The organism is Joostella atrarenae (genome assembly GCF_021764745.1).
Taxonomy (GTDB): Bacteria; Bacteroidota; Bacteroidia; order Flavobacteriales; family Flavobacteriaceae; genus Galbibacter; species Galbibacter atrarenae.
Map to the genome: position 1 here is coordinate 532,696 of NZ_JAETXX010000001.1, position 25,909 is coordinate 558,604.

General features: G+C 34.7%; 22 protein-coding genes and 1 tRNA gene. 14 read left to right on the forward strand and 9 right to left on the reverse strand.

Features of this window, described 5'->3' with window-relative positions; translation table 11 throughout:
• Positions 1 to 2 precede the first annotated feature (2 nt).
• The 3 genes from JM658_RS02295 to JM658_RS02305 form a co-directional block, all read right to left on the reverse strand.
• A complete protein-coding gene (locus tag JM658_RS02295) occupies positions 3 to 1,586 on the reverse strand; it encodes a lytic transglycosylase domain-containing protein (protein WP_236957608.1) in 1,584 nt (527 codons plus the stop codon).
• A gap of 143 nt (positions 1,587 to 1,729) precedes the next feature.
• Positions 1,730 to 4,102, reverse strand: a complete 2,373-nt coding sequence (locus tag JM658_RS02300) for a glycoside hydrolase family 88 protein (protein WP_236957609.1) — start codon at positions 4,100 to 4,102, stop codon at positions 1,730 to 1,732.
• A 259-nt stretch (positions 4,103 to 4,361) separates the two neighbouring features.
• Entirely contained in the window at positions 4,362 to 5,552 is a 1,191-nt protein-coding gene (locus JM658_RS02305) for a phosphoglycerate kinase (RefSeq protein WP_236957610.1), read from the reverse strand.
• Between the two features lie 336 nt (positions 5,553 to 5,888).
• Here JM658_RS02305 and JM658_RS02310 point away from each other — a divergent pair, with 336 nt between their 5' ends.
• The 3 genes from JM658_RS02310 to JM658_RS02320 all read left to right on the forward strand — a co-directional run bounded on the left by JM658_RS02310 (position 5,889) and on the right by JM658_RS02320 (position 8,400).
• Positions 5,889 to 7,037 carry a DNA polymerase III subunit gene (locus tag JM658_RS02310; protein WP_236958058.1) on the forward strand — a complete coding sequence of 383 codons (1,149 nt, stop codon included), beginning with the start codon at positions 5,889 to 5,891 and terminating at the stop codon, positions 7,035 to 7,037.
• A 629-nt stretch (positions 7,038 to 7,666) separates the two neighbouring features.
• Entirely contained in the window at positions 7,667 to 7,930 is a 264-nt protein-coding gene (locus tag JM658_RS02315; RefSeq protein ID WP_236957611.1) for a helix-turn-helix domain-containing protein, read from the forward strand.
• Complete coding sequence (locus JM658_RS02320; RefSeq protein ID WP_236957612.1) at positions 7,930 to 8,400, forward strand: hypothetical protein; 471 nt, start codon at positions 7,930 to 7,932, stop codon at positions 8,398 to 8,400. The genes JM658_RS02315 and JM658_RS02320 overlap by 1 nt, the downstream gene beginning before the upstream one ends.
• A gap of 147 nt (positions 8,401 to 8,547) precedes the next feature.
• Here the strand turns inward: JM658_RS02320 and JM658_RS02325 are convergent, their stop codons facing one another.
• Both JM658_RS02325 and JM658_RS02330 read right to left on the reverse strand, forming a co-directional pair.
• Positions 8,548 to 10,266 (reverse strand): GMC oxidoreductase, encoded by a 1,719-nt coding sequence (locus JM658_RS02325; RefSeq protein ID WP_236957613.1) that lies wholly within the window; start codon positions 10,264 to 10,266, stop codon positions 8,548 to 8,550.
• Entirely contained in the window at positions 10,259 to 10,813 is a 555-nt protein-coding gene (locus JM658_RS02330) for a gluconate 2-dehydrogenase subunit 3 family protein (protein WP_236957614.1), read from the reverse strand. Before JM658_RS02330 ends, JM658_RS02325 begins: the two co-directional genes overlap by 8 nt.
• Before the next feature lie 263 nt (positions 10,814 to 11,076).
• Here JM658_RS02330 and JM658_RS17110 point away from each other — a divergent pair, with 263 nt between their 5' ends.
• On the forward strand, positions 11,077 to 13,338 hold the full coding sequence (locus JM658_RS17110) for a TonB-dependent receptor (RefSeq protein ID WP_262911717.1): 2,262 nt from the start codon (positions 11,077 to 11,079) through the stop codon (positions 13,336 to 13,338).
• Positions 13,339 to 13,399: 61 nt separating this feature from the next.
• Here the strand turns inward: JM658_RS17110 and JM658_RS02340 are convergent.
• From JM658_RS02340 to JM658_RS02355, 4 genes are all read right to left on the reverse strand, one after another.
• A tRNA-Cys gene (locus JM658_RS02340) sits at positions 13,400 to 13,470 on the reverse strand.
• A gap of 168 nt (positions 13,471 to 13,638) precedes the next feature.
• Positions 13,639 to 13,995 (reverse strand): dihydroneopterin aldolase, encoded by a 357-nt coding sequence (gene folB, locus JM658_RS02345; protein ID WP_236957615.1) that lies wholly within the window; start codon positions 13,993 to 13,995, stop codon positions 13,639 to 13,641.
• Positions 13,996 to 14,120: 125 nt separating this feature from the next.
• Positions 14,121 to 15,587 carry a sulfatase family protein gene (locus JM658_RS02350; protein WP_236957616.1) on the reverse strand — a complete coding sequence of 489 codons (1,467 nt, stop codon included), beginning with the start codon at positions 15,585 to 15,587 and terminating at the stop codon, positions 14,121 to 14,123.
• A 74-nt stretch (positions 15,588 to 15,661) separates the two neighbouring features.
• A complete protein-coding gene (locus tag JM658_RS02355) occupies positions 15,662 to 16,711 on the reverse strand; it encodes a ferredoxin--NADP reductase (RefSeq protein ID WP_236957617.1) in 1,050 nt (349 codons plus the stop codon).
• A gap of 126 nt (positions 16,712 to 16,837) precedes the next feature.
• On the opposite strand from JM658_RS02355, the gene JM658_RS02360 reads away from it, so the two are divergent.
• The 10 genes from JM658_RS02360 (at position 16,838) to JM658_RS02405 (ending at position 25,873) form a co-directional block, all read left to right on the forward strand.
• The gene (locus tag JM658_RS02360) at positions 16,838 to 17,176 is read left to right on the forward strand and encodes a PadR family transcriptional regulator (protein ID WP_236957618.1); all 339 of its coding nucleotides are present in this window, start codon (positions 16,838 to 16,840) and stop codon (positions 17,174 to 17,176) included.
• An 11-nt stretch (positions 17,177 to 17,187) separates the two neighbouring features.
• Positions 17,188 to 17,856, forward strand: a complete 669-nt coding sequence (locus tag JM658_RS02365; RefSeq protein WP_236957619.1) for a hypothetical protein — start codon at positions 17,188 to 17,190, stop codon at positions 17,854 to 17,856.
• Positions 17,853 to 18,557, forward strand: a complete 705-nt coding sequence (locus tag JM658_RS02370) for a hypothetical protein (RefSeq protein ID WP_236957620.1) — start codon at positions 17,853 to 17,855, stop codon at positions 18,555 to 18,557. The genes JM658_RS02365 and JM658_RS02370 overlap by 4 nt, the downstream gene beginning before the upstream one ends.
• 58 nt (positions 18,558 to 18,615) lie before the next feature.
• Entirely contained in the window at positions 18,616 to 20,088 is a 1,473-nt protein-coding gene (locus tag JM658_RS02375) for a DUF5687 family protein (RefSeq protein ID WP_236957621.1), read from the forward strand.
• Between the two features lie 4 nt (positions 20,089 to 20,092).
• Positions 20,093 to 20,836: an ABC transporter ATP-binding protein gene (locus tag JM658_RS02380; RefSeq protein WP_236957622.1), complete on the forward strand. Its 744-nt coding sequence runs from the start codon at positions 20,093 to 20,095 to the stop codon at positions 20,834 to 20,836.
• 76 nt (positions 20,837 to 20,912) lie between these two features.
• Positions 20,913 to 21,770, forward strand: a complete 858-nt coding sequence (locus JM658_RS02385) for a carboxypeptidase-like regulatory domain-containing protein (RefSeq protein WP_236957623.1) — start codon at positions 20,913 to 20,915, stop codon at positions 21,768 to 21,770.
• A gap of 510 nt (positions 21,771 to 22,280) precedes the next feature.
• Entirely contained in the window at positions 22,281 to 24,839 is a 2,559-nt protein-coding gene (gene porW, locus JM658_RS02390; protein WP_236957624.1) for a type IX secretion system periplasmic lipoprotein PorW/SprE, read from the forward strand.
• 5 nt (positions 24,840 to 24,844) lie between these two features.
• Complete coding sequence (locus JM658_RS02395; protein ID WP_236957625.1) at positions 24,845 to 25,264, forward strand: bactofilin family protein; 420 nt, start codon at positions 24,845 to 24,847, stop codon at positions 25,262 to 25,264.
• Entirely contained in the window at positions 25,224 to 25,463 is a 240-nt protein-coding gene (locus tag JM658_RS02400) for an AtpZ/AtpI family protein (protein WP_236957626.1), read from the forward strand. The genes JM658_RS02395 and JM658_RS02400 overlap by 41 nt, the downstream gene beginning before the upstream one ends.
• 29 nt (positions 25,464 to 25,492) lie before the next feature.
• Positions 25,493 to 25,873 (forward strand): hypothetical protein, encoded by a 381-nt coding sequence (locus tag JM658_RS02405; protein WP_236957627.1) that lies wholly within the window; start codon positions 25,493 to 25,495, stop codon positions 25,871 to 25,873.
• Positions 25,874 to 25,909: the final 36 nt, after the last annotated feature.

The following is a 25,909-nucleotide window of genomic DNA, read 5'->3' on the forward strand; positions in this document are numbered from 1 at the left end:
GGTTAGCAATTACAAAGAACCAATTTAATACCAGGTTTTAACTTACTCCCTCTAATATCGTTCCAATCTTGAATATTTTTAACAGAAATTCCAGGAAATTTATTTGCGATGCTCCAAAGTGAGTCACCACTTCTTACAATATATTCCTTGGAGGCGCTAGTTTTACTGCTAGTTGTAGACTTTGAGCTACTCGAAGCAACAGGCTTTTTAGGATAGATAATTAATCGTTGTCCGATACGAATATTATTGTTTCTTAATCCATTCCAACGTTTTAATTCGCTAACACGAACACCGTACTTCTCAGCGATTTTTCCTAACACATCACCACTTTTTACACGATAACGAATCTGAGAGCTCGTTTCTACAAGCTCAGGAAGTGGTTTTTCTCTTAATAGAAGCTCTTTTTCAACACGTGCATATATAGAGTCTTCATTGGCAACAAACCTTCCAATAGCTTCTCTTGGTAATCGTAAGGTATAGTTTTTATCATCTATAAAAGGAATGATATCCAACTTATAAGAAGGATTAAAGAGTTGTACTTCTTCACGATCGATTTCTAAATACTCTGAAATCTGATCAAAAGAGATTAATTTTTTAATTCTTACCGTATCTGTTTCAAAGTAAGCAGCCTGCGCACCATAATCTTCAAACCCATGTTCCTTAGCATATTCCATAATATACATGGTTGCTAAGAAAGCCGGTACATAACCTGCTGTTTCTCGTGGTAAATAGGTGCGTAAGTTCCAATAATTACTAGAACCACCGCTTCTACGGATGGCTTTATTTACATTTCCAGGTCCAGAGTTATAGGCTGCTAAAGCAAGATCCCAATCACCAAACATCTCATATAATTTACCTAAATATTTACAAGCAGCTTCCGTAGAACGCATCGGATCGCTACGCTCGTCTACATAACTACTTACATCCAATCCGTATGCTTTCCCTGTTGGGTACATAAATTGCCAAATTCCCGTTGCTCCAACTCTCGACTTTGCCTTTGGATTTAATGCAGATTCTATAACCGCTAGGTATTTCATCTCCAACGGAATATCATAATTATCTAATTGCTGTTCGAACAAAGGAAAGTAGAATCTACTACGTGCCATTACGCGAGATAAGAAACCGCGTTTATTCTTTAAAAACATTTTAATAACACTTTCTAAAGAAGGGTTGTATTCAACATTAAAAGGGGTTTTCTGATTCAGCTTAGCTAATCTAACCTTTAAAGTATCGGTAGGGAGGTCTACATAATCTACTCTTTCAAAGGTTAAATTGGTAATATCAGTATAGATAGTATCATATAAACCAGCGTTTAGAAATTCGTTCATCCAGATGCTATCGATCTTCTGAGCCTCTGGGTGATCTGCATATCCGTATGTAAATTCTTTTTCTTCAGCAATAACAAAGCGTTCTCCATCTATAATGAGAGAATCCGACTCTTTTAGAGCTTCTGTAGCTACAATATCTAAGGTGTCGCTAGAAATTTCTAACGGTATTGTATCTATTTTAGTATTTGGTTTTTGTTGCTGGGCATAGGTGAGGGAGCCAAAAGCACTGACCAACAGTGCAGTAAAAACTTGCTTCATGAATCAATATAAATTTTCATTAGAACGAACAATTTGTAAAAATCGTGTTTTTTTGAAATAAAAACATATCAAATTTGTTAAAAAAATTAGCCCCTCCTTTTTTTAATTAGGAAGGGCTTGGCTAAAATCAAATTGGTTAATGATTATCGTGATAACATATCCTCAGGAGTACTCATTAAATAAACCTCAGAACCGGCCATTAAAAATGCACCGACTCCATACTTCTGCGTCATGTTTTTAGTTACAGATTTTGGTGAAGCCCCCACAGGTTGTACCCATCCTAATTTACCTTCTGTGTTTACAGCAGATACCAATGCGCTCCATCCTTTTTTTGCGGCTTCTTTATATTCTTGTCCTTCTAATAAACCGTTGTTTATACCATATGCTATACCGTATACCATAAAGCCTGTAGCGCTCGTTTCTGGCACAGGATACGATTCTGGATCCAATAAGCTGGCATGCCAAAATCCTTCTTCATCTTGCAAACCAACTACTCTTTTACACATATCTTTATAGAGGTTTTCATAATAAGGGCGGTATTTATTTCCTTTTGGTACGGCTTTTAAAATGTTTACTAAACCACCAATAACCCATCCGTTACCGCGCCCCCAAAATACTTTCTCTCCATTTGCTTCTTTCATAGATGGAAATCTAAGATCTCTGTAGAAAAGCGATTCGTCTTCGTCATAAAGAAAATCATAGGTTATTTTAAACCCATCATCCATATATTTCAAATACTTCTTATCTCCTGTAGCCTCATATAATCCAGCGTAAACAGGAGGCCCCATAAATAGCGCATCACACCAAGACCACCTTTTATGGTTTCTTCTAAAATTATCTTCGGTATTATTCTTATCCCATTTTGGGGTGTTTTCTATTACCCATTCTGTACGTGCTATTGTTGGGATCAGAATATCATCTTTCTTATATTTTTTATAAAGTTCAAGGTATGTTTGTCCAATACAGATATCGTCGGCATGATACATACGTTCTCCCACTTGCCAATAATTTTTCTTTCCGATGGTATGCAACCAATCGTAATAAGACTCGCTATCTGCCATCTTTGCCCATTGAGACATTCCGTAGAAAAGTGTTGCATTTACCCAATACATACTAACATTTCCTTTCGTAGCCTCAGGAAAATCTTCAATCTGCCAATCTGCAACCTCTTTCATAACATGCTTAACGTCTTCTTTTTTAAAGGATGCGCTAAAACCTTTAGAAACATCGTTTACTCTTATTGCTGAATGGTAATTTGTAAACCCTGCGTAATCGTGATTATACATCCAAAATACTTTCGAATTTGGATCGTTTAAGGCTACATAAGGGCGCACGTTGTCTTTAGAAGAGTTTTGCGTAATACTATCTATTTCCCAATTATTACCATAGTTTTTGGTGGTCCATTTCTGAATCTCAAACACATCGTTAACAGGTTTCGATAAGTAAACAACATCGGGGTTGTTATGATCTAAGTATAAACCACCAGAATAGTGAGGCTCATCCTCTTCATTTTCCTTCGGGTCGTAGTTTCTCTGAAACCATCTCCCAGCATCTGTAATTTTATGATTCTGCCATTTCTCACCATCCCAACGCGCATACCAATATTGGTGCTTTAATTCGCTTACAAACTGCACATAGGCAATCACTGGGTAGTCGTTTGCATCATAAGCTACATCCCAAACCCATGCTCTGTGTTTAGACTTTCCTGCATCGTATACCAAATCTGCTTGCTCATGAGTATATGGAGCATCTGCTAGCGTACCAATTTTATCACCATTTGCTTTACGCAGCGCACCGTCTTTATAACTCATATAATAAATAGAGTTTAGGTATTTTTGTCTTGGATGCCCGTTTGTAAATGCAAAATGAATCTGGTCTTTACCATTGTTAGCCACCTTTAAATAAGGTCTTCCGCGTGGTCCCTCTCTAGAGTCTTCTGCATTCTTTATTAATGTTTTAGCTTCCGACCAATTCTCTAAATCATCAGAATACATAAAGTTTGGTTTGAAGTCTGTACCTCTAAAGAACAGAAACAATCGATTGGATTCTTCGGATAAGCTTACAGGATTGGAATAGGTAGCTCCAAAAGAACCGTTACCATAATTACTTATTTCTTGAACAGGTTCCCATTCTGTTACGTCATATTTATTTTTACTGATACGGTAGTACATTGGCTTTTTATCACCATGTGCTGTAAAGAAAGTAATGAGTCTGCCATCTTCTAAAGTAGTGATAGATGGATTTGCATGATCGTCTTGATCTAACTTTTCCATGTGGGTTACATGCTTCGTCTCATTCGTTTTGGGGTTATAAGAAAAGCTTTCTATATCTCCTTCACTGTTTACATACCCGCCAAAATACATATCGTTGGCGTATAGTACTCTTGGATCAGAAAACCAACACCAAGCACCATCATCAGTAATCTTTACATAGTCTTCTGCTGGATATTCGGTTTCTTGGGCAAATCCGGATATACTTATTAAAAGCATGCAAAATGCATTCAATACTTTATTCATATTTAGTTTTAGGTTGATTGAATTCCAAATATATAAAAATATTAAGGTGAATTTTACTTTTAACAGCATCAGTTATGTTAAAGTATTGATTATGTAAGGGTATTCAGCCAATGAGAAGCGAATTAAATAGCTCTGGCGTAGGAGGTATAAAACAAAACAGGCCTTCGGATGACCGAAGACCTGTTTTTATAATTGTATTTTAAATAAACAATCTTTGGGCGAACCTTAGTTGTTTATTTAATGTATTTATTTGCTTGTATTAGTCTAGAATAGCAGCAATTCCAGGAAGTGTTTTCCCTTCTAAGCTCTCTAGCATTGCACCACCTCCGGTAGAAACATAACTTACTTTATCTTCAAAACCGAATTGTTTAACAGCGGCAACAGAATCTCCACCACCAACAAGAGAGAACGCTCCTTTTTTAGTAGCCTCTTCTATAAAACTACCAATTGCGATAGTTCCTTTTGAGAAAGTTTCCATTTCGAAAACTCCAATAGGACCATTCCAAAGAATAGTTTTAGAATCTAAAATAACTTGTTTAAAATTCTCTAATGTTTTAGGACCAGCATCTAAACCTTGCCATCCGTCTGGAATCTCACTTACAGGAGAAATTTGAGTCTCAGCATCATTATTAAAATCATCCGCAGCAATTACATCTACAGGTAAATGTACTTGAACTCCTTTTTCTTTAGCTTCTTTTAAAATACTAAGAGCCAACTCTTGTTTGTCATCTTCACAGATAGAATCTCCAATCTTTCCGCCTTGAGCTTTTACAAAAGTATATGTCATTCCACCACCAATAATTAGGTGATCTACTTTATCCAAAATGTTCTCGATGATTGTAATTTTAGACGATACTTTAGACCCTCCAAGAATTGCAGTAATAGGCTTTTCTCCAGTTTCCATTACTTTTCTAATCGACTCAATTTCTTTCGCCATTAAGTATCCAAAACATTTGTTTTCACCAAAATACTTAGCTACAACAGTTGTAGACGCATGCGCACGGTGAGCAGTTCCAAAAGCATCATTTACGTAAATATCTCCTAGTTTAGAAAGTCCTTCAGCAAAAGTTTCTTCTCCCTTTTCTTCCTCTTCATGGAAACGTAAATTCTCTAGTAATAATACCTCTCCTGGTTGTAAAGCAGCAACAGCCTCTTCAGCAACTCTACCTACACATTTATCGATAAATTTAACTTGAACTCCAATGATTTCAGAAGCCTTACTAGCAAGGTGCTTTAAAGACATATCGTCTCTAACTTCCCCTTTAGGTCTCCCTAAATGACTCATTAAAACAGCGCTTCCACCATCTTCAAGAACCTTAATAACAGTTGGTTTAGCAGCCTCTATACGATTGGTGTCTGTAATATTAAATTCAGCATCCAATGGTACATTAAAATCTACACGGATTAAAGCTTTTTTATTTTCAAAATTAAAATCGTCTATCGTCTTCATCTTATTCTTGGGTTAATTAAGGCGCAAATTTAACTATTTATCGTTACCTAAGAAAACACAAAGAGTTATATAAAGTTAAATCGATATTAAATTCGTTACAATGTTAATTTTCAACGGTAGTTTAAAGGGTTATTGCTGAATTATTTTCAGCAACAAACAATACATTAGCTTCATAACACTCATTCTTGCAATAACATAATCGTTGCTTTCTTGATACGTACACAATTGAAGGAGCCAAGAGCACATTCTATTTATAAGCTCCCATGTACAAGTAATCAAAATATCATTTGTAGAAACAAAAGAGAAAAGTTACTTTCACACCGTAAAGAAGAAAATATGCTTTTCAGCGAAGTTTTAGGGCAGGCTCATATAAAAAAACATCTAACGTATAGTGCCGATAATAGCAGAATACCACACGCACAACTATTTGTTGGGCCAGAAGGTAGCGGAGTGTTGCCAGCGGCAATAGCATACGCACAATATGTTTTATGTGGCAATACAGGTAGTGAGAACACTACAGGAAATGCTTCTTGCAACCTAAAATTTAATAACCTTACACATCCAGATTTACATTTTGCCTTTCCGGTGGCTACCACAGATAAGGTAAAGAAAAATCCCGTTAGTAATCACTTTTTAACCGAATGGAGAACCTTTGTAAAAGAGCAACCTTATGGTAATCTTTTCGATTGGTATCAGATTCTAGAGATAGAAAACAAACAAGGACTTATTGGTGTAGATGAGGCGCAAGATATTGTAAAATCATTATCGCTAAAAGCCTATGAAGGAGGGTATAAGGTGATGATTATTTGGATGGCAGATAAAATGAATACTGCTGCTGCCAATAAATTACTAAAGCTTATTGAAGAGCCACCAAGCAAAACCTTTTTTATTCTTATTGCTGAAGATGAGGAGCAGATTATCCAAACTATTCGCTCTCGTTGTCAGATTTTACATTTCCCACCATTAGCAGAAAACGTAATAACGGAAGCCTTACAAGCAAAAGGATTGGATGCCAATGCGGCGCTTAAAATAGCGCACCAAGCAAACGGAAATTTTAATAAGGCGATAGATTTGGTGAACCGCGATTCTGAAGATTTGGTATTCGAAAAATGGTTTGTAAGCTGGGTACGTGCTGCATTTAAGGCGAGAGGAAATAAAGCCGTTATTCACGATTTACTTTCGTGGAGTGAGGAGGTTGCCAAAACAGGGCGCGAAACACAAAAGAAGTTTTTACTGTTCTGTATTGATGTTTTTAGGCAAGCAATGCTAGTAAATTATCAAGCAGGAGAGCTCGCCTTTATGGATTTCTCTGTGGAAGGATTTAAGCTAGAAAAATTTGCACCTTTTGTGCATGGAAATAACATTCTCGAAATCACGGAAGAGCTAGAAGACGCCATTTACCATATTGAGCGTAACGGAAATTCTAAAATTATACTCACAGACGTTTCCATTAAACTTACACGCTTACTTCATACCAAAGAATAGTTGCTATTTAAGCATCAGAATATCTTTTAACCCTCTTTAAGGGTAAATATCTCATGTAAAATACCAATACATTACACTACTTAGGGGTTTCCCCACAGGGTAGATAAGCTCCCCCACACCCAAAATAGTGCTCCCCACACGTATGAGAGGCTTCCCCACGTATAGTAAAGCCGTCCCCACGGGTAGAACACCGTTCCCCACCGTGGGGAAAGACAAACTTGGTGTGGGGGAGATTTGTGGTGGTGTTATGATAGGCAATTAGTTGCTGGGGAAACTTTTATACTTGTGTGAAAAGTATTAAAGTCCATTTTGGTTTTAGTTGGTGTGGGTTTGTATACTACAGTTTTTAGGGTTTTTAAAGGACTTGATTTTAGCTCAATTCCAGCTTCTTTGAAACCGGGTTCAGCATCAGAAATCGATTCATGACAGAAATAAAGCTTCTCTATTATTTAACCAAAATTACCTTTTTATCATTTGGGCGTTACCTAAAGGTCGGGCTTTTCGTTACAATATTTTTTGAAGAAAAATCAAAAAAGGATTTTCTCTGCAATCCCTAACGCATAAACACACCGTCTTAATGATACATATTGTCGGTTGCTTAAGGCATACAATCAGTATAGTTTTGGTTTATGATAAATAAATTTCTTTTAAAAGAATTTGGCGATAGAATACGCTACTTAAGAACTCATGATGAATTAAGTCAAGAGCAGTTATCACACAAAACGGGGTTTCACAGAACTTATATCGGAATGATAGAAAGAGGTGAACGAAATATTTCACTTACCAATATGGCGATTTTTGCTAAAGCCTTCAATTTAACTCTTGACGAGCTTTTAAAATTTGATAATGCTAAAGAGTTACTTAAAAAATACGAATTAAAAACTGAAGATTAATGTCAAGAAAACATTCATTTAAATTGACATTATCAAATAATGTTACTGAAAAACAAGGAATAAATTATCTAATTGAGGAAGAAACAGGATTTTTCAAGATTGATAAAGAAATGAAAAGAGAGCTTTTGGATAGAGTTAATATTCCTCATAATTTTTTACAATCTTTTGATATGGTTTATATTCCTAAATTAAAAGGAATTGTATTTGAAAAAGATTACATTGAAACACATCTAGATGAGATTTTATTTATAGAATTAAAAACCACAAAAAAGTATCTTCCTGACAATCCTAAAGGGTTCTTTTTTGGAGCAACGGAAAATGAATTTAATTTCGGGAAATTATTAGGCGATAGATTTAGATTTTGTTTCGTATCTCTAAATGAGAAGTCTCCTTCTTATGCAATGTTAACCATTGAAGAGTTAGAAAAAATCATCAGAAATAAAAGAATTCAATTTCAGATTAATTTATAGATAGGTCAATTTCAAAATATGATTTAATGGCGTAGCGGATTTTTATAACATAAATATACGTATGCTTTAAATCCCAAGATTTAAGTTCAACATACAATCAAAAAGCCACTCTGCAAGGAGTGGCTTTTTGGTTTTGAAAATTATAATTTATGAAAGTCTTTTTTTGGATTCTTTAATAGCATGGTCGCAAGCTCTTGCTGTAAGCGCCATATAGGTTAACGATGGATTTTGTGTGGCTGTTGAGGTCATACAAGCGCCATCTGTTACATATACATTTTTACAGGCGTGGAGCTGGTTCCATTTGTTTAGAAGCGACGTTTTTGGGTCGTTCCCCATACGTACACCGCCCATTTCGTGGATATCAAGTCCTGGAGCTTTGTCTGGTACATCATGAACCTTAATATTGGTAAATCCTGCTACTTCAAACATTTCTGTAAACTGCTCTACATAATCGGCAATCATTTTTTCATCGTTATCATCATAATCTAAATTGATGCGTAACTGTGGAATTCCGTATTGATCTGTTTTTTCAGTATCCAAACTCAATGTACTTTCTTCTTTCGGAATGGTTTCTCCCATCATATGCGAGCCTACACGCCAGTTTCCATACTTTGGATTCACCAAGTTTTGTTTTAAATCTTCGCCGAGACCATCAGCATTCTGAATTATTTGTCGGTTAGCACCAAAGCCAGCAGCATACCCCCTTAGGAAGTCGGTTTCTTGCTTATGTACATTTCTAAACCTTGGTACATAGCCGCTTGTTGGTCTTCTTCCTTCCGTAGTAACATCTAAATTGCCATCGTATTCGGCACTCATGCTTACTCTATAGTTATGGAAAGCAATGTATTTTCCTAGGAGTCCGTTGTCGTTCCCCAATCCGTTCGGAAAGCGATTCGATTTAGAGTTAAGGAGAATCATATTCGAATTAAAAGCACTTGCATTTACAAAGATAATAGGCGCAAAATATTCGGTTGTTTCTTTGGTATTAGCATCTATTACTAGCACTCCCGTAGCCTTTTCTTTCTTATCATCATAAACAATAGAATGTACAACGGCATCGTGTTGCATGGTAAGGTTACCAGTTTTTTGCGCCCAAGGAAGAGTACTAGAATTACTACTAAAGTAACCTCCAAACGGACAGCCACGACGACATAAATCTCGTGTTTGACACATGGCTCTTCCTTGTTTCATGAAGATGTCTTTGTTCTCGGTAATATGTGCGCAACGCCCATAGATTACATGGCGCTCGTTATTATATTTTTCAGCAATAACCTTTTTAAAATATTCTTCCGTAGGATTTAACCCCATCGATTTTAAGAACTCCCCATCTGGAAGCACATCTATATTATCATATTCCCCAGAAATCCCAACGAATTTCTCCACATAGCTATACCACGGGGCAAGGTCTTTATAGCGGATTGGCCAATCTACAGCGAAATCATCTCGCGCAGGTCCTTCAAAGTCAAAGTCGCTTAAACGCTGCGTTTGTCTAGCCCAAAGAAGCGATTTACCTCCCGTTTGATACCCTCGAATCCAATCGAATGGCTTCTCTTGGATATAAGGTTGCTCCTTATCTTTTGTAAAAAAGTGCTGTGAGTCTTCTTTAAAATTGTAACACCTAGCTGCTATTGGGTTCTCCTTTTGCGTATCGAACGTAGTTTGATTGGCATGCTTCATTTCCCAAGGCTGCATGTTGGTGGTTGGATAGTCTTTTATATGAGTTACATCTCTTCCGCGCTCTAAAACCAATGTTTTTAATCCTTTTTCGGCAAACTCTTTTGCGGCCCAACCGCCACTCATTCCTGAACCGATAACAATCGCGTCAAATGTATTTTTCTCTTTGCTGTCTATATTGAAGTTAGGCATTTATGTTTATTTTATCGGAAGCGTTAATCGTTTTAGTTTTATAAGAAAAAGAACCAGGAACAAGTTTATATGGCATTAAGTTCGTCATATAATACTCACTGTTTTTATAACCCCAAACAGCAGTTTGTTTGGTGGTATGTAAGAAGGCAACGAGGTCTTCATTTAGGCTTTCATCTTTAAATAGTTGTTGTAGGGTGGTAAGTTTTTCTTCAGCATTAAAATCTGAAAACTCATCTCCATATTTTTCTTTCACAGTGGGGTTAAATAGTCTTAAGCCTCTTAAGAAAGTGTCTTGTTTCTCTTTATCCGCACAATCGTCTAGCATTACCCAAACAAAATTCTGAATTTTTAGGGAAACGCCTCCGGGAGTGTCGGTTTCTGGGAGCATGGTATCAACAATTTCCTCGAATAATATTTCTTCGTCTTCCGTTATCTTTAGCTTATTAAGAACAATAGGGGTCCTTTTGTCTAAAAAACTACAAGAAGGCATAAGCATCATACCTCCGGTTAGTAGTCCTAAGCTTTTAATTGCATTACGTCTGTTCATTCATTTCAGTTTAGGTAGATTTTTATGTAGATTGATATAAAATCAGCAGTAAATATAATTATAAAGTTGTATAAATGTAAGAAAGCCTTTTAATTTTTGCGGAATTGAAAACTATATAGTTAAGAAGCTTCTTTGTTATGAAGTGTTGAAGGAGTAAAACCCTCCTTATTATGTGGTAAAACCTTTCAAATTTGTTAAATCTGCCTTTCCATTTTCTTGAAAAAGCGGTATTATTGCAGCTAATTTTAATTAGTCTAAATAAGATGAAATATCTTCTATGTTTATTTCTCCTAACATCGCTTTCTGTATTTTCACAAGATTATATTATTGAGGGTGTTGTAACAGGGGAGTCGATTACTCCATTATCAGGAGTAAATGTTTCAGTTTTAAACAGCCGTATAGGAACAACTACAGATTCTGAAGGGCATTTTACCTTAGCATTTGAAGCGGAGGGAACTTATCAAATAGTATTTTCTCATATGGGTTATCAAGCTATAAAGAGAGAAGTTAGTTTTACTGAAACGCAATCTAAAACCATTAATATTGTTTTAAAAGAAGATAACTATAGCCTTGATGAGGTAGTTATTGTTACAGAAAGTAGAGTGCCAGAAAGTCTTTCTGAAGTACCAAGTACTGTAAATGTTATTAGTAGTGAAGATATTTTTGAGCAATCTGTTATTGATGATAACCTCCCGAATATACTGGCATACAAAGTACCAGGATTATCGCCAAGCGAAGAAAGTCAGAATGCAATATCTACAAAACTAAGAGGGAGAGATCCTTTGGTGTTGATAGATGGGATTCCTCAGACGTCTCCATTAAGAGATGGGTCTAGAGATTTACGTACAATATCTTCTCAAGTATTAGAAAGGGTTGAGGTTATAAATGGTGCCAGTGCAACTTATGGAAATGGTGCTACAGGTGGAGTTATAAACTATATAACAAAGAAGCCTTTAATGAAAGATGGTACAAAGTTTATGCTTAATACTAAAGGTTCTTTTAACCTTGTTAATGTTGATGAAACCTTAGGATTTTCTGTTAATCCATCGCTTTTTGTTAAAACGAATGATTTTGATATGGTTTTATCTGGAGAGTATGGAGAAACTGGCGTACAGCGATCTGCAGACGGAGAAGTAATAGGGCCACTTTATGGATTAGGAGAGACAACATCTACTAATTTCTTCGGTAAGTTAGGGTATCAAGTTGCCGATAAGCATCGTTTGGAGTTTATGGCAAATACATACCATAGCGAGCAGGATAGTAAGTATATTACTCAAGGAGGAACTTATGGCGGTGAGCCAGCAATTGGAGTTATTGGAGATTCGGATATAAAAGGAGGAACACCAAAAAATATAAACCTATATTTTAAATACCTAGGGGAAGATATTTTTTGGAATACCGATCTTAATGCTACAGCTTATTATAATGATTCTGATAATGTCTTTGAAGGTTACAATAAAATATTAGCTACAAACCAAGGATTGCGCTTCAACTTTAATACGAATGTTAGCGTTAGTCAAAACGCTAATTTATCTCTTACCTATGGATTGGATTTATTAGACGATTTTACTGTGCAAAAAGGACTGGATGAGAGTTTGGTTACACCAGAAATAGATTTAGAAAGTGTAGCTCCTTATGCGCAAGCTAAATTAGTGTTTAGCTCAGGTTTTGTTGTAAAAGGAGGGATTAGATATGAGGATTTAAATGTTAATATCGGGGAATACCCTTTTGAAGGAGAACTTTTAGATGGAAAATCTTTTAATGACCATGCTCTTGTATTTAACGCTGGTTTAAAATACAATAAATGGAAACCGCTTAAGCCGTTTGTTAGTTTTTCTCAAGGATATACCATTGGAGATATTGGTTTGGCGCTTAGAAATGGATTATCTGTAAATGATTTTAAAGTGGATCCGGGGATTACAAATAATTATGAAATAGGATTTGATGGAGATTTAGGGATTTTTAATTATCAAGTGGCTGGTTATTATAGCACGTCAGAAAAAGGGGTTCGTTTTATAGAAGTTTCACCAGGTACTTATGAAACTAGCATACAGCCACAAAAAATATATGGAGTTGAGGCTATTGTATCTGCACCAATTGGAGATAAACTTACATTATCTACTTCTGTTGGATATGTAGATGGAAAAGAAGATAGCGATAACGATTCTAGTTATGAATCTGAGTTGTATAATGCCATTGTTCCGCCACTGAAATTAACGGGTTCTGTGAATTATATGATTTTAGATAATTGGAGTGTGTTACTTCAAGCCCTTCATATAGGTAGTAGAGATGTTTTTTCTGATGATGAATTAGGTCAATATGGTAAAAATCCAATTACAGGATATACGTTATTAGACTTATATACTGGATATACTATGGATAAAGTGAAATTCACGATGGGTATTAATAATTTGTTTAATGCTGATTATTTCCCAGTTAATTCTGAAGTACGAGGAACTGGACCATATTACCAGAAGGGGCGTGGGATGACTTTAACCCTTGGAGCTGTGCTTACAATTGATTAAGAAGTTTTTATAGAAACTATATAAAATGAAAAAATCCATCTGAGAAGATGGATTTTTTTTGAGGCATCGAGCGGATTCGAACCGCTGTACAAGGTTTTGCAGACCTCTGCCTAGCCGCTCGGCCACGATGCCTTTTTACAGTGCGCAAATGTAATAAAAATATTGCTCTTTATCCAAAAGTATTTTTAAAATTGAGAATTGCTTCTCGATTCTACCTTTTTTATTATTGAAATATAAATCCTAATACTTTTTATATAAGTGAGTTACGCTTGTTTTGTAAGATTAATAATCAATAGAGAGTTACCTCGTAATTGTCATCTGTATGGTAACTTGTTCTACATTGCCGCCAATTGGAGGATTGATTTTAGAAACTTCTACAGTAGCTTCTTCAGCAATATTTATCTCATCAAGAATTCTATCTAAAATACGTTTCCCTACATGTTCTAATAGTTTGGAACGGATAGCCATTTCTTCTTTTACAATCCTATTTATCTGTACGTAATCTACGGTGTCTTTAAGATTGTCTGAGGCTGCCGATGGCTGTAAATTAGCTTTAACAGCTACATCTACACGGTAATCGCTTCCTATTTTACCTTCTTCTACCAAGCATCCGTGGTAGGCGTAGACTTGTATATTGGTAACTTTTATAATTCCCACTATCGTATTGTTTTATGCGTGCAAAGATACAAACTAAAGTGTATTGTAGTCCATTTCTGCTAGATGCTTTTGTTTCTTGATATAAGTAAAAAACGCAAGAATCGAAATCCTTGCGTTTAATAGTTTTACTTTTTAATTCTACCTGGCTCCCGATTTTCGCTTCCTTCGGTATTTGTTAATGCATCTCCTAATTCCGCTCGTTTTGCATCGGCAAGCTTTGTTATCTGTTTAACAATATCAGGGTGTTTGTCTATTACATTTACAGTTTCAGAAGAATCTGTTGCTAGATTATAAAGTTCCATTTTCTCCATGTCTATAAACTTATAAGACCCCGGCAGACCATCTTTTCCTTGTGGTTGCCCATCCATAGTTCTATAATTGTGTGGGAAATAGAGCTTCCAGTCTTTATAACGCACAGCATGCAATTCGTTTACACGGTAGTAATAGTAAAATGCATCGTGTGGAGATTCTGTTTCTTCTCCTTTAAAGACATCCCATACATTCATCCCGTCAATTTTTTTCTTCGGAAGATTACTATTCGTTACGTTAGCTATAGTCGGTAAAATATCGATAGCCATTACAGGCGTACTTATTGTTTTGTTTGCTGGCAATTCCCCTGGAAAACGTGCTATAAAAGGCACACGCTGACCACCTTCCCAAGAAGTTCCTTTTCCTTCACGGAATGGTAAAGCCGAACCTGCATGGTTTCCGTAGGCTAACCACGGACCGTTGTCTGAAGTAAAAATTACAAGCGTATTATCGTCTATTCCTTGTTCTTTAAGTGTTTTTAGAATCTGACCAACACTCCAATCGATTTCCATAATAACATCTCCATAGAGACCTCTTTCTGATTTTCCTTTGAATTTATCTGATACAAAAAGTGGAACATGAGGCTGCGGATGTGCAACATATAAAAAGAAAGGATTCTCTTTATTTTTTTCTATAAAAGATACCGCATGCTCTGTAATCTGTGTTGTTAATTGCGATTGATCGTTTAGCGTATCTATAACCTTATCATTTTCATACAAGGCAAGAGGTTTAAAGTTAAAAACAGGCCCTTGTTGCGGATGGTTAGGCCACATATCATTAGAATATGGGATTCCGAAATACTCATCGAAACCTTGGTTGGTAGGCATAAACTCAGGAGCATCTCCCAAATGCCATTTTCCATATATAGCAGTGTTGTAACCTTGTTCTTTTAGCATTTCTGCCAATGTAGTTTCCTCGGGATTTAATCCGATGTCTGCATCTGGCATAAGTGCATTGTGAATTCCTACACGGTTAGGATAACAACCCGTAAGGTAACTCGCTCTTGAAGCAGAACAGATTGGCTGTGTGGCAGAAAAGTCTGTTAGTCGGACTCCCTCTTTTGCCATCTGATCTAAATAAGGTGTTTTAATGTCTGGGGAACCAAAGCAAGCAAGGTCTTCATAACCTTGATCGTCTGTAATAACAAGTACTACGTTTGGTGGATTCTTCTCTTTAGTTACGGTTTCAGTTGCTTTTTTTTTGTCCTCTTTACATGATAAAAATAAGAATGTAGAAGAAAGTAATAATAAAAAAGCTGTTTTAGTAGTGGTATAATGTTTCATAAAAACAAAAATAGCTTAAAAACCCGAAGTTTAAAAGCTATGATTGTAAATCTATTTTATGTGATTTTTATTATCTATACATCATCAAAATCGATGGAGATACTATCTGTTGTAGGATGCGCTTGGCACGTAAGGATAAGTCCTTCTTCAATCTCTCCGTCTGTTAGAATCTGATTCTTAATCATTTCTACTTTTCCTTCTGTTAATCGTGCTACACAACTACTACAAACACCACCTTGACAAGAATATGGAGCGTCTAGATCTTCCGCTAAAACAGCATCGAGTACACGCTGTTTTTTATCCATTACGATCTCCGTTTCTTCATCGTCAATAAGAACTTTAACCTTTGTTTTTCCATCTTCAATGGAATCTGGAACTTCAGAATGATCGTCTGAAGTGGTAAAGTGCTCGATATGAATTTTGTCTTGAGAAATACCGTTTTCTTTTAAGGTTTCCGAAGTACTTTCAATCATTGCTTCTGGTCCGCAGATATAAAAAGCATCTATTGGAGTGTCTTTATGCTTGTTTTTTAGAATGAAGTTGATTGTTGAGCGTTCTATACGTCCAAATAAAGAATCAACCTCTTCTGTCTGACTGTAAATGAATTGCGCGCTTAATCTATCTGGGAATTCTTGTACTAATTCTAAAAGATCTTTGTGGAACATCGTTTCTTCTAGCGATTTATTTCCATAAACAAGTATGAAATTATTATCGCTATTTTGCAATGCATCCTTTACGATACTCATTATTGGGGTTATTCCACTTCCTGCAACAAAAGCAGCAATATTTTTACCTTTATATTGAGTAGCATTAAAAGTAAATCGCCCTTCTGGTGGGTGAACTTCTAACACATCACCAACTTTAATAGTCTGTGCATACTTAGAGAAAGTTCCGTTAGGCATTTCTTTAATTCCAACAGAAATAGTAGCTTCATTTTTCCCAGAACATATAGAATACGAACGACGTAACTCTTTCCCGTCTATTTCTTTTTTGATAGTAATGTATTGCCCAGGAGTAAATTTGTATTTGCTAGCCAGATCTTCTGGAATTTCAAAAGTTACAACTACGGCTTTTGGTGTTATTTTGTGTATTGCTATTACTTTAAGCGAATGAAAATGAGTCATCAATAATATTTTTGGCAAAAATAGACATTGCTAGCACTTAAAAAAATGACATTAAGAAAAATTTATACATAACTTTCTTATGTATGTAGATATTTTCTATATATTTGAGTGTATTAAATGATAAAAATGGCTAATTCTAAATTATATAAGGGGAGTTTAAATACTATAATATTGAAGTTGTTGGAGAAAAATGATAAGATGTATGGTTATGAGATCACTCAGAAAGTAAAAGAGCTCACCAAAGGCGAATTGGAGATTACGGAAGGTGCATTATATCCTGCATTGCATAAATTGGAGGGCGAAGGATTATTAGATGTTGAGGTGGTAAAAGTGGATAATAGGATGCGTAAATATTACAAGCTAACACAAAAGGGAACTACAGAAACCGCCAACCGATTGGCAGAATTGGAGGCTTTTATTAGAAATATGGAACATTTAGTAAATCCTAAATGGAGTATTGATTAAAAATTAAAGATATGACACTTAATCAAGAGCAGTTAAATACGATTAAATATGCTTTGGAAAAGCGTGATTTGGATTACGTTGACTTAAAGTATGAGTTATTAGATCATATTGCAACTGAAATAGAACAAATTATGTCGAAAGACGAGTCCGTTTCTTTTAAAGATGCTTCTGACATCGCATTTGATAAATGGAGAATTGCACTAAATGATTATTCTAGCTTTTGGTTAGGGATAGGATATTCTAAACCTAAAATTCTAATAGATAGCTGTGTGTCTATAGTTAAAGACTTAACATTTAAACTAGTTGGTTTTGGGGTTCTTATTTCACTTCTGCTTTTTTTAATACTAAAAGTATATCCTTTAGAAGTGAGTGATGGTTTTGCGAGTGTTGTGGGTATTTTTCAATATGCTATTGTCGCTATACTACTAGTTTTATTTTTAATTATTAAGCGGTCAGGCTTTAAAACAAGCTATAGTTTTGTTTATAATATAAATGTTGTGTCTTTGGTTTTATATTATGTGCTGTTTAATGTTGGTTTTGGAATCTACGCTATTAAAAGCCAAGATTTTGATTTCATTAATATATTTATTCAGGTTGAAATGTTGCTTTACCCATTTTATGCGTATTGGATGTTTAAAAAGCATTTTAATGTTAAAAAGAATGTTTTAAGGTTAGTATGAGTTTAACTTCAGAAGAAATAAAAGAACTTTACGCCTTTACGAGAAAGCATTATGTGGAGTGGTATGACTTGCAAACGGAGTTAGTCGATCATTTGGCAAATGGAATTGAGCTGCAAATGGAGCAAAACAGCGAGTTATCGTTTAAAGACGCTTTGCAAACAGAATTTAAAAAGTTTGGTGTTTTTGGTTTTATGGATGTTGTGGAAGAGCGTAAAAAAGCACTAGGAAAAAGATACTTAGGGTTTATAAAAAATGAGTTTCTAGATTATTTCAAATGGCCCGAGTTTGTAAAGTTTCTAACGATTTGGGGAGCTCTATATACTGCCTTTTATTTCACAGAAAAGAAATACATATTAATATTCGGACTCATAACTACATTCTTTATTGGGATTGTTTTTTTTATGGTCCGAATGCGGAAAAAGATAAAAGCGAGACAAGCTGAAAGCAATAAAAAGTGGCTTTTAGAACAGCATATTTTTGATCTTGGAGGTTTTGCAGGAGGCGTATTTTTACCCATACAAATAATAGCTCAGTTTCGGATTCATGAATTCTTTTCGTGGTCTGTTGCTACATGTGTATTAGTGAGTTTAGGGTTTACAGGATATGTTTTTATTATATATATCATTTTAGTAAAAATACCAAGCAAGGCAGAGAGCTATCTTTGTCGGGTATATCCAGAATATAAACTATTAAAAGCGTAGTTTTTGTAACAAATTAATAACTTACGCTACTAACATATAGAACATAACCACCAATTTTATGATAAAACACTTTTTTACACTTCAGTGGAAGGCTTTTTTTAGGTCTGCTTCCTTTTCATCCAATCTTGTGATGAAAATCTTCATGGGTTTTATGGCACTTTATATGATTGCTACCTTTTCTGTAATGGGAGGTGCTGCCTATTATGTGATTGAAGAGAAGCTTGAATTAAATGCTTTGGAAGTCGTTAGTCGATTTCTGATGTATTACTTGGTATTGGATTTACTTTTTAGATATATGCTGCAGAAAATGCCTGTAGTAAATATCAAACCATTATTATACTTGCCTTTTAAGAAAGGGAAGATTGTTCAGTTTAGTTTATGGAAAACAGTTTTTTCGTTTTTTAATATCATCCATATATTCTTTTTTCTCCCGTTTTCCGTAGCCTTAATAATGAATGGCTATGAACCGATTCAGGTTTTTACATGGTTTATAGGAGTTTTTGCGCTTGTTTATTGTAATAACTTCATTAATATTTTTATGAATGGCGTTGGGGTGTTGTTAGCCATTGTTTTTGCAATAATAGTTGTGATGGCGGGACTTCAATATTATGAAATTTTTGATGTTACCTTATATACAGGGCAAGTTTTTCAAGCGTTTTACGGAATTCCATATCTAGCTCTTATTCCGATAGCCCTTTTAATAACATTGTATTTTGTAGCTTTTAATTATTTTAAAAAGAATCTATATCTCGATGCAGGTCTTGCTACAAAACATCAAGAGGCAAAAGCAGAGAATTTAGATTGGTTGAATCGCTTTGGAAGTATTTCTGTATTTCTTAAGAATGATATCAAACTTATAAATAGGAATAAACGCTCTAAAACAGCTGTTTTTATGAGTTTTCTTTTTGTTTTTTACGGGCTTTTATTTTTTTCCAATGCCATCGAAGTATATCAAGGTGCTCCGTGGAGAATCTTTGCCGCTATTTTTGTAACAGGAGGTTTTCTATTTAGCTTCGGACAGTTTGTGCCGAGTTGGGATAGCTCCTATTACCCATTGATGATGAGTCAGAATATACGTTACCGCGATTATCTAGACTCTAAATGGTGGCTCATGGTAATAGCAACAATTATAACCACTATTGTAGCCTCTTTCTATTTGTATTTCGGTTGGGAAATTTATCTCGCTGTTATCACTGGAGCTGTTTATAATATAGGAGTGAATTCTCATATGGTTTTATGGGGAGGTGCTTATATAAAAACACCAATTGATTTAACGAGTAATAAAAAAGCTTTTGGCGATTCTCAGGCCTTTAATGCAAAGACGCTTTTACTTACAATCCCTAAAATGATTCTTCCCGTGTTACTTTATGCACTTGGTCATTATACTGTTGGTCCTTTTTTAGGATACGGATTGGTTATTCTAGCAGGAATAGCTGGTTTTGCTTTAAAGGAAAAGGTATTTAATAAGATCGAGAAAGTTTATAAAACAGAGAAGTACAAAACATTAGCCGCTTACAAACAAAAAAATTAAGACTATGATTACTATAGAAAATCTTTCAAAAACATATAACGGAAATACAGTTTTATCAATTGAGCAACTTCAAATTCCAGGAGGGCAAATATTCGGCTTAGTTGGAAATAACGGAGCAGGAAAAACTACACTTTTTAGTTTGTTGCTTGATTTAATTCAACCTTCTACGGGTTTTGTAGAAAATAACGGTTTTAAAGTCAACGAAAGTGAAGATTGGAAGCCATTAACTGCTGCATTTATAGATGAAACCTTCTTAATAGGCTATTTAACTCCAGAAGAATATTTTTATTTTATCGGGGAATTAAGAGGTCAGAATAAAGAAGATATCGATGAGTTTCTAGTTCCTTTTCAAGAATTTTTCCACGGAGAGATTCTAGGAGGTAAAAAATACCTTAGAGATTTATCAAAAGGGAATCAGAAGAAAGTTGGAATAGTGGCTGCTTTTATAGGAAAGCCAAAAGTGGTGATTTTAGATGAGCCATTTGCAAACTTAGACCCTACAACGCAAATCCGATTAAAAAAATTAATAACTACCTATAAAGACGATGCAGAAGTTACCGTTTTAGTTTCTAGTCACGATTTGGCGCATGTTACAGAAGTTTGCCAACGAATTGTAGTTTTAGAAAAAGGAAAAACGGTAAAAGACATTCAGAAATCGGAAGCTACTTTAAAAGAGTTAGAAACTTTTTTTTCTGAAGAGATTTTAAATGAAACTGCTGCTGTTTTGCCGGAAGAGTATAAGGACTAAAGGTGAGGTTTTTGCAAAGAATTATATATTAAATAAAGCTAAAGAATAAATTGAGTAATTGTATCAATCTAGAGTGATGTTTAAAAAGTATTTCATATTATCAGTTTTATTTACAATTTACTTTTGTCATGCAGGCTTTTCTCAAAAAATCCTAAAAGGTGAAGTTGTAGATGCCAAAACAGCTGAGGCAATTCCGTATGTTAGTATAGGGGTTTATGGAGAAAATGTAGGCACAATTTCCAAGGAAGATGGTTCATTTAATTTATCTCTTGTAGAGAATAACATGGCTGTATCTATTACTTTTTCTTGTATTGGATATAAAAGTAAATCCGTTCCTATTTCAATTTTAAAAGCAAATCCTAAGGTGTTTTTAGAACAAGAAATTTTACTTCTGGATGAGGTTGTTTTGGAAAAATCTAAAAAACTTAAGCAAAAGAATAAAAAGATTGGCGGTTATAAGCAGTCTATATATAATACCGGCGAAGCCAATACAGACGCTTATGGTAAAGGAAAAGAATATGGTATAAAAATAGATAATACAGGTTTTGAATATAAAATTGATAAAATAAATTTTTCCTTAAAAGAGAATACGATAGATAGTATTTTATTTCGAATGAATTTGTATAAACTTTCTTCTGATGGTTTACCTAAAGAATCAATTTTAAAGAATCAGCTTTTTGTAAAGAGTTATAAAAATGAACACTTAATAACTGTTGATGTTTCAGATGAGTCTTTGTTTGTTAATGCAGATGTCGTTGTAACCATCGAGCCTGTTCGTCTTTGGTACAAGTCTAGTAATGATAATATGCTTTTTTATGCACAAACAAAGGGGCGTAATATTCAGACTTTTCTACGAGAAACAAGTATGTCTAATTGGATTGTAGGTGAGCTTCCTCCGTTTTCAATATTTTTCGATATCACTTACTATAAATAGTAATAAGTAATTTGCATTTCAGTTTTATTCTATTCAGCAGGATTATTAAAAAATGTAATCCTTGTCTTTTCGTAGAATAAAACTATAGAATCTTCTATATTTAAATTTAAAATTGATATTGGTTGTAAGTACTATGAGTTTAAAGATCCTAGTATAGTTTTTGTGAAATCAATTTATAGGAATGTTATTGGGAGCAGAAAGGAGTTAACAATGTTAAGTAAACTTTGTATTAGTGATTTTAGAAAGTAAATAAAGTGCTTATAATAAAGAATATCCAAATGTTGTAAATTTTTCCTCTTTATAGACTTCATCAAGATTTATTAATTCATAAAAACGGTGTGAACAAAAAAATAATGTATTTTTACCTCATATCAGCAATAAATAGTCAACTTCAAAGTTACTCACTTGGGGTTTAGTATTTGGGTGATGGTGTTTAAAATGAAATGTTTACCGTATAATAATGTTTCGAATAAGTGTTTCGAGGCAGTTTATAATTGCAACTAATAGGCTTTGAATAAATACCTTAAAATAACTACGTATCTTCTTTTTATGGTGCTCGTTTTAGTGGCGTGTTCTACCAAGAAAGATGCTTTTGTTAATAGAAATTGGCATGCATTAAATACAAAATTCAATGTCTTGCACAATGGAAAAGAAGCACTTGCTAAAGGGCAAGAAGAGCTTATAACCAATTACGTAGATAATTATTGGGAATTGCTTCCTGTGGAGCGAATGGAAATTCGTGAGGAGATAATTATTGATACTGCTCAGTTAAATCCAAACTTTAGAAGAGCTGAGGATAAAGCTACCAAAGCAATCCAGAAACATGGAATGAATATTGGTGGTCAAGAGCGTAATCCGCAAATCGATGAGGCTTATTTGCTTCTTGGAAAAGCTCGTTACTACGATCAGCGTTTTGTGCCTGCATTAGAGGCTTTTAATTACATCCTTTTAAAATATACCGATAGTGATATTATCCACCAAGCAGCGATTTGGCGTGAGAAAACCAATATCCGTATGGAGAATGAGGAGGTGGCAATTACCAATTTAAAGAAAGTACTTCAGTTAGACATTACAGAGCAAGAATATGCAGATGCTTCTGCAATGATGGCGCAGGCGTATATTAATTTAGAACAAAAGGATAGTGCTATCTTCCGATTAAAATTAGCTTCCAATACTGCTAAAAATTATGAAGAAGTAGGGCGTTATAACTATATAATAGGTCAGCTTTACGATGAGAAAGGGGAGTTGGATAGTGCGAATATGGCGTTTGATAAGGTTATCGCATTAAAGAGAAAAACTCCACGTGTTTATATGATTAATGCTTATGTGGAGAAGATTAAAAATTTATATGAAAGAGGAGAAGAAGACTCAACTTTATTGGCAGCTCTTGATAAGTTAGAGCGAAATCGTGAAAACAGACCTTATTTAGGTAAATTGTATCGCTTGAATGCTATGTATTACCTCAATAATGAGCAGTATGATTGGGCGCAGTATTATTTAAACGAATCGATTAAGAATACGGTTAACGATCCTAGTTTATTGGCTTTAGATTATGAAAACTTAGCCACCATGTATTTTGATAATGCATATTATGCAGATGCTGGTGCTTATTATGATAGTACACTTACTAATTTGAATGTGAATTCTAAAAAATTTAGAACGTTAACTCGAAAGAGAGAAAATCTAGAAAGTGTTATAAAATATGAAGCTATTGCAGCCAGAAATGACAGTATTCTTTATATCGTAGGATTGCCAGAAGTGGAGAGAAAAATGTTTTATCAGCGGCATATAGATTCCTTAAAAGTAGAAGAGGCAAAAGCTAAAGAAAGAGCGGAAATAGCGCAGTTACAAGAAAATAGTTATGCTGGAGCATCAGGCTTTGGGAATAATAATAAAAGCGGAGGCTCCGATTTTTATTTCTATAATCCTTCAAGTGTGCAATATGGTGTTCAGGAATTTAAAAAAATCTGGGGAAATAGAACCTTGGAAGATGATTGGAGGCTGAATAATAAGATGACTTCTGTACAAGAAACCGCAATTGCTTCAGAAGAAATAAATACAGATAATGCCGATTATTATACCTTGGACTATTATTTAGACCAACTTCCTCAAGACCCTTCAGCAATAGACAGTATAAAAAAGGATTATAATTTTGCTAATTATCAACTTGGATTAATTTATAAGGAGAAGTTTGTGGAATATGAATTGGCGGCAAATAAACTAGAAACACTACTTGATAATGATCCTGAAGAGCGTTTGGTGCTTCCTGCCAAGTATAATTTGTATAAAATCTATCAGCAATTAGAATCGCCATTAGCAGATCAGTATAAAAATGACATTATTAATAATCATAGCGGATCTCGATATGCGGAGCTATTAGAAAATCCATCTGCTATTCTTGCTGATGATGGAACGAGTCCGAGTACAGTTTATGCTACTCTTTATGATGATTTTGAAAATCAAAACTATGAAAAGGTAATTGCTGAAGCAGACAAGAATATCTCTAAATATAATGGAGAAGATGTTATGCTGAAGTTTGAAATGTTGAAAGCTTCTGCTAACGCAAGATTATATGGTGTTGATGCTTATAAAAAGTCATTAAGTAGTATTGCTTTAAACTATCCTAATTCGCCAGAAGGGGCAGAGGCGCAGCGAATTATAGACGAGGCGTTGCCTATAATTGCAGATACAACTTTTAATATGGATCCCATTGCTTCTAACCAATGGAAAATTATTTATCCTTTTACCAGAAATAGTGATGCAGCAATCAAGAAACTTACGGATAAGATAGACCGTTCTTTGAAAGACCTTAAATACACACATGTAACGTACTCTAAAGACGTTTACAATCCTAATAAAGTATTTTTGGTAGTTCATGGTTTTGACACGAAGTTACATGCAGAAGGATACGCGGAGCTATTAAACATTAACAAAGATTATTTGGTTGACAATGAGAAATTTGTAATTTCGTCAAGCAACTATAAAAAAGTGCAAATACATAAGAACCTAACGTCTTATTTGTCTGATATAGAGAAAAGTAAAATCAATAACCCAAGTCTTAATAACTAATAGAGATGTTCGCAGAATCAAAGAAAAACAGAGTAGAGCCTGTTTCAGGACAAACAAATAGAATTGTAGAAAACACTAAAATTAAAGGAGATTTAACTTCCGAGGCAGATATCCGTATTGACGGAGAATTGGAAGGGAGTATTATTGCAAAAGGAAAAGTAGTAATAGGAAGATCTGGAAAAGTTAGCGGAAAAATACAATGTATGAATGCTGATGTAGAAGGGAGATTTGATGGAGATCTTAAAGTTGAAAATGTACTAACCCTAAAAGGTACTGCGGTAATAGAAGGAGATGTTGTGGTAGGTAAATTGGCTGTGGAGCCAGGAGCTACTTTTAATGCTGCTTGTTCTATGAAAGGTGCTTCTTTAAAATCTTTAAAAGAAGATGAACAAAGACAACCAAAAGCAAACGAAAAATCAGCTTAGTTCTTGGGTAAAGTTTACTAATATTGGTCTGCAAATGGGTATTATTATTGCAGCAGGTGCTTTTTTTGGTGTCTGGTTAGATGAAAAATTCCCGAATGATTATTCTGCATACACCATTATTTTTTCCCTATTAGCAGTTTTTATATCCTTGTATAATGTATATCGCCAAGTAAAATCACTTGGAGAAAAAGAAAATTAGCAACCCATAACTATTATGGGTTTTTTAAAATGAAACAGAAATTAATTCCTTTTTTAAGCGTACTGATTCCACTTACAATTATTCTTGCAGTCGCTCAGTATTTTATTCAAGCAAATATCTTCCCAGAGACACCATTCTTTTATAGTACGTGGGTTATTTATACATTTCATTTTGTAATCACCCTTATTATATACATATCTATATTGGCAGTTCATAATGTGTTGCCAGATAAAACAGGTCTCGCATTTTTAGCTTTTACTGGCTTAAAGATGTTTGCTGCGATCGTTTTTTTGATTCCTTTATTTCAAAATGATATGGCTAACCCTATTCCAACGGTGTTTAGTTTTTTTATTCCGTACTTCATCTATTTGTTTTTAGAAGCTTTTTATGTTATAAAACTCTTGAAATGAGGTCTTTTTGATATAAAAATTTCTTTTCGCTTTATA

Excerpts from the sequence above, each read along its gene's own strand:
- JM658_RS02295 (WP_236957608.1), bottom strand. The coding sequence starts at position 1,586 with ATGAAGCAAGTTTTTACTGCACTGTTGGTCAGTGCTTTTGGCTCCCTC.
- JM658_RS02300 (WP_236957609.1), bottom strand. The coding sequence starts at position 4,102 with ATGAATAAAGTATTGAATGCATTTTGCATGCTTTTAATAAGTATATCC.
- JM658_RS02305 (WP_236957610.1), bottom strand. The coding sequence starts at position 5,552 with ATGAAGACGATAGACGATTTTAATTTTGAAAATAAAAAAGCTTTAATC.
- JM658_RS02310 (WP_236958058.1), top strand. The coding sequence starts at position 5,889 with ATGCTTTTCAGCGAAGTTTTAGGGCAGGCTCATATAAAAAAACATCTA.
- JM658_RS02315 (WP_236957611.1), top strand. The coding sequence starts at position 7,667 with ATGATAAATAAATTTCTTTTAAAAGAATTTGGCGATAGAATACGCTAC.
- JM658_RS02320 (WP_236957612.1), top strand. The coding sequence starts at position 7,930 with ATGTCAAGAAAACATTCATTTAAATTGACATTATCAAATAATGTTACT.
- JM658_RS02325 (WP_236957613.1), bottom strand. The coding sequence starts at position 10,266 with ATGCCTAACTTCAATATAGACAGCAAAGAGAAAAATACATTTGACGCG.
- JM658_RS02330 (WP_236957614.1), bottom strand. The coding sequence starts at position 10,813 with ATGAACAGACGTAATGCAATTAAAAGCTTAGGACTACTAACCGGAGGT.
- JM658_RS17110 (WP_262911717.1), top strand. The coding sequence starts at position 11,077 with ATGAAATATCTTCTATGTTTATTTCTCCTAACATCGCTTTCTGTATTT.
- JM658_RS02350 (WP_236957616.1), bottom strand. The coding sequence starts at position 15,587 with ATGAAACATTATACCACTACTAAAACAGCTTTTTTATTATTACTTTCT.
- JM658_RS02355 (WP_236957617.1), bottom strand. The coding sequence starts at position 16,711 with ATGACTCATTTTCATTCGCTTAAAGTAATAGCAATACACAAAATAACA.
- JM658_RS02360 (WP_236957618.1), top strand. The coding sequence starts at position 16,838 with ATGGCTAATTCTAAATTATATAAGGGGAGTTTAAATACTATAATATTG.
- JM658_RS02365 (WP_236957619.1), top strand. The coding sequence starts at position 17,188 with ATGACACTTAATCAAGAGCAGTTAAATACGATTAAATATGCTTTGGAA.
- JM658_RS02370 (WP_236957620.1), top strand. The coding sequence starts at position 17,853 with ATGAGTTTAACTTCAGAAGAAATAAAAGAACTTTACGCCTTTACGAGA.
- JM658_RS02375 (WP_236957621.1), top strand. The coding sequence starts at position 18,616 with ATGATAAAACACTTTTTTACACTTCAGTGGAAGGCTTTTTTTAGGTCT.
- JM658_RS02380 (WP_236957622.1), top strand. The coding sequence starts at position 20,093 with ATGATTACTATAGAAAATCTTTCAAAAACATATAACGGAAATACAGTT.
- JM658_RS02385 (WP_236957623.1), top strand. The coding sequence starts at position 20,913 with ATGTTTAAAAAGTATTTCATATTATCAGTTTTATTTACAATTTACTTT.
- JM658_RS02395 (WP_236957625.1), top strand. The coding sequence starts at position 24,845 with ATGTTCGCAGAATCAAAGAAAAACAGAGTAGAGCCTGTTTCAGGACAA.
- JM658_RS02400 (WP_236957626.1), top strand. The coding sequence starts at position 25,224 with ATGAACAAAGACAACCAAAAGCAAACGAAAAATCAGCTTAGTTCTTGG.
- JM658_RS02405 (WP_236957627.1), top strand. The coding sequence starts at position 25,493 with ATGAAACAGAAATTAATTCCTTTTTTAAGCGTACTGATTCCACTTACA.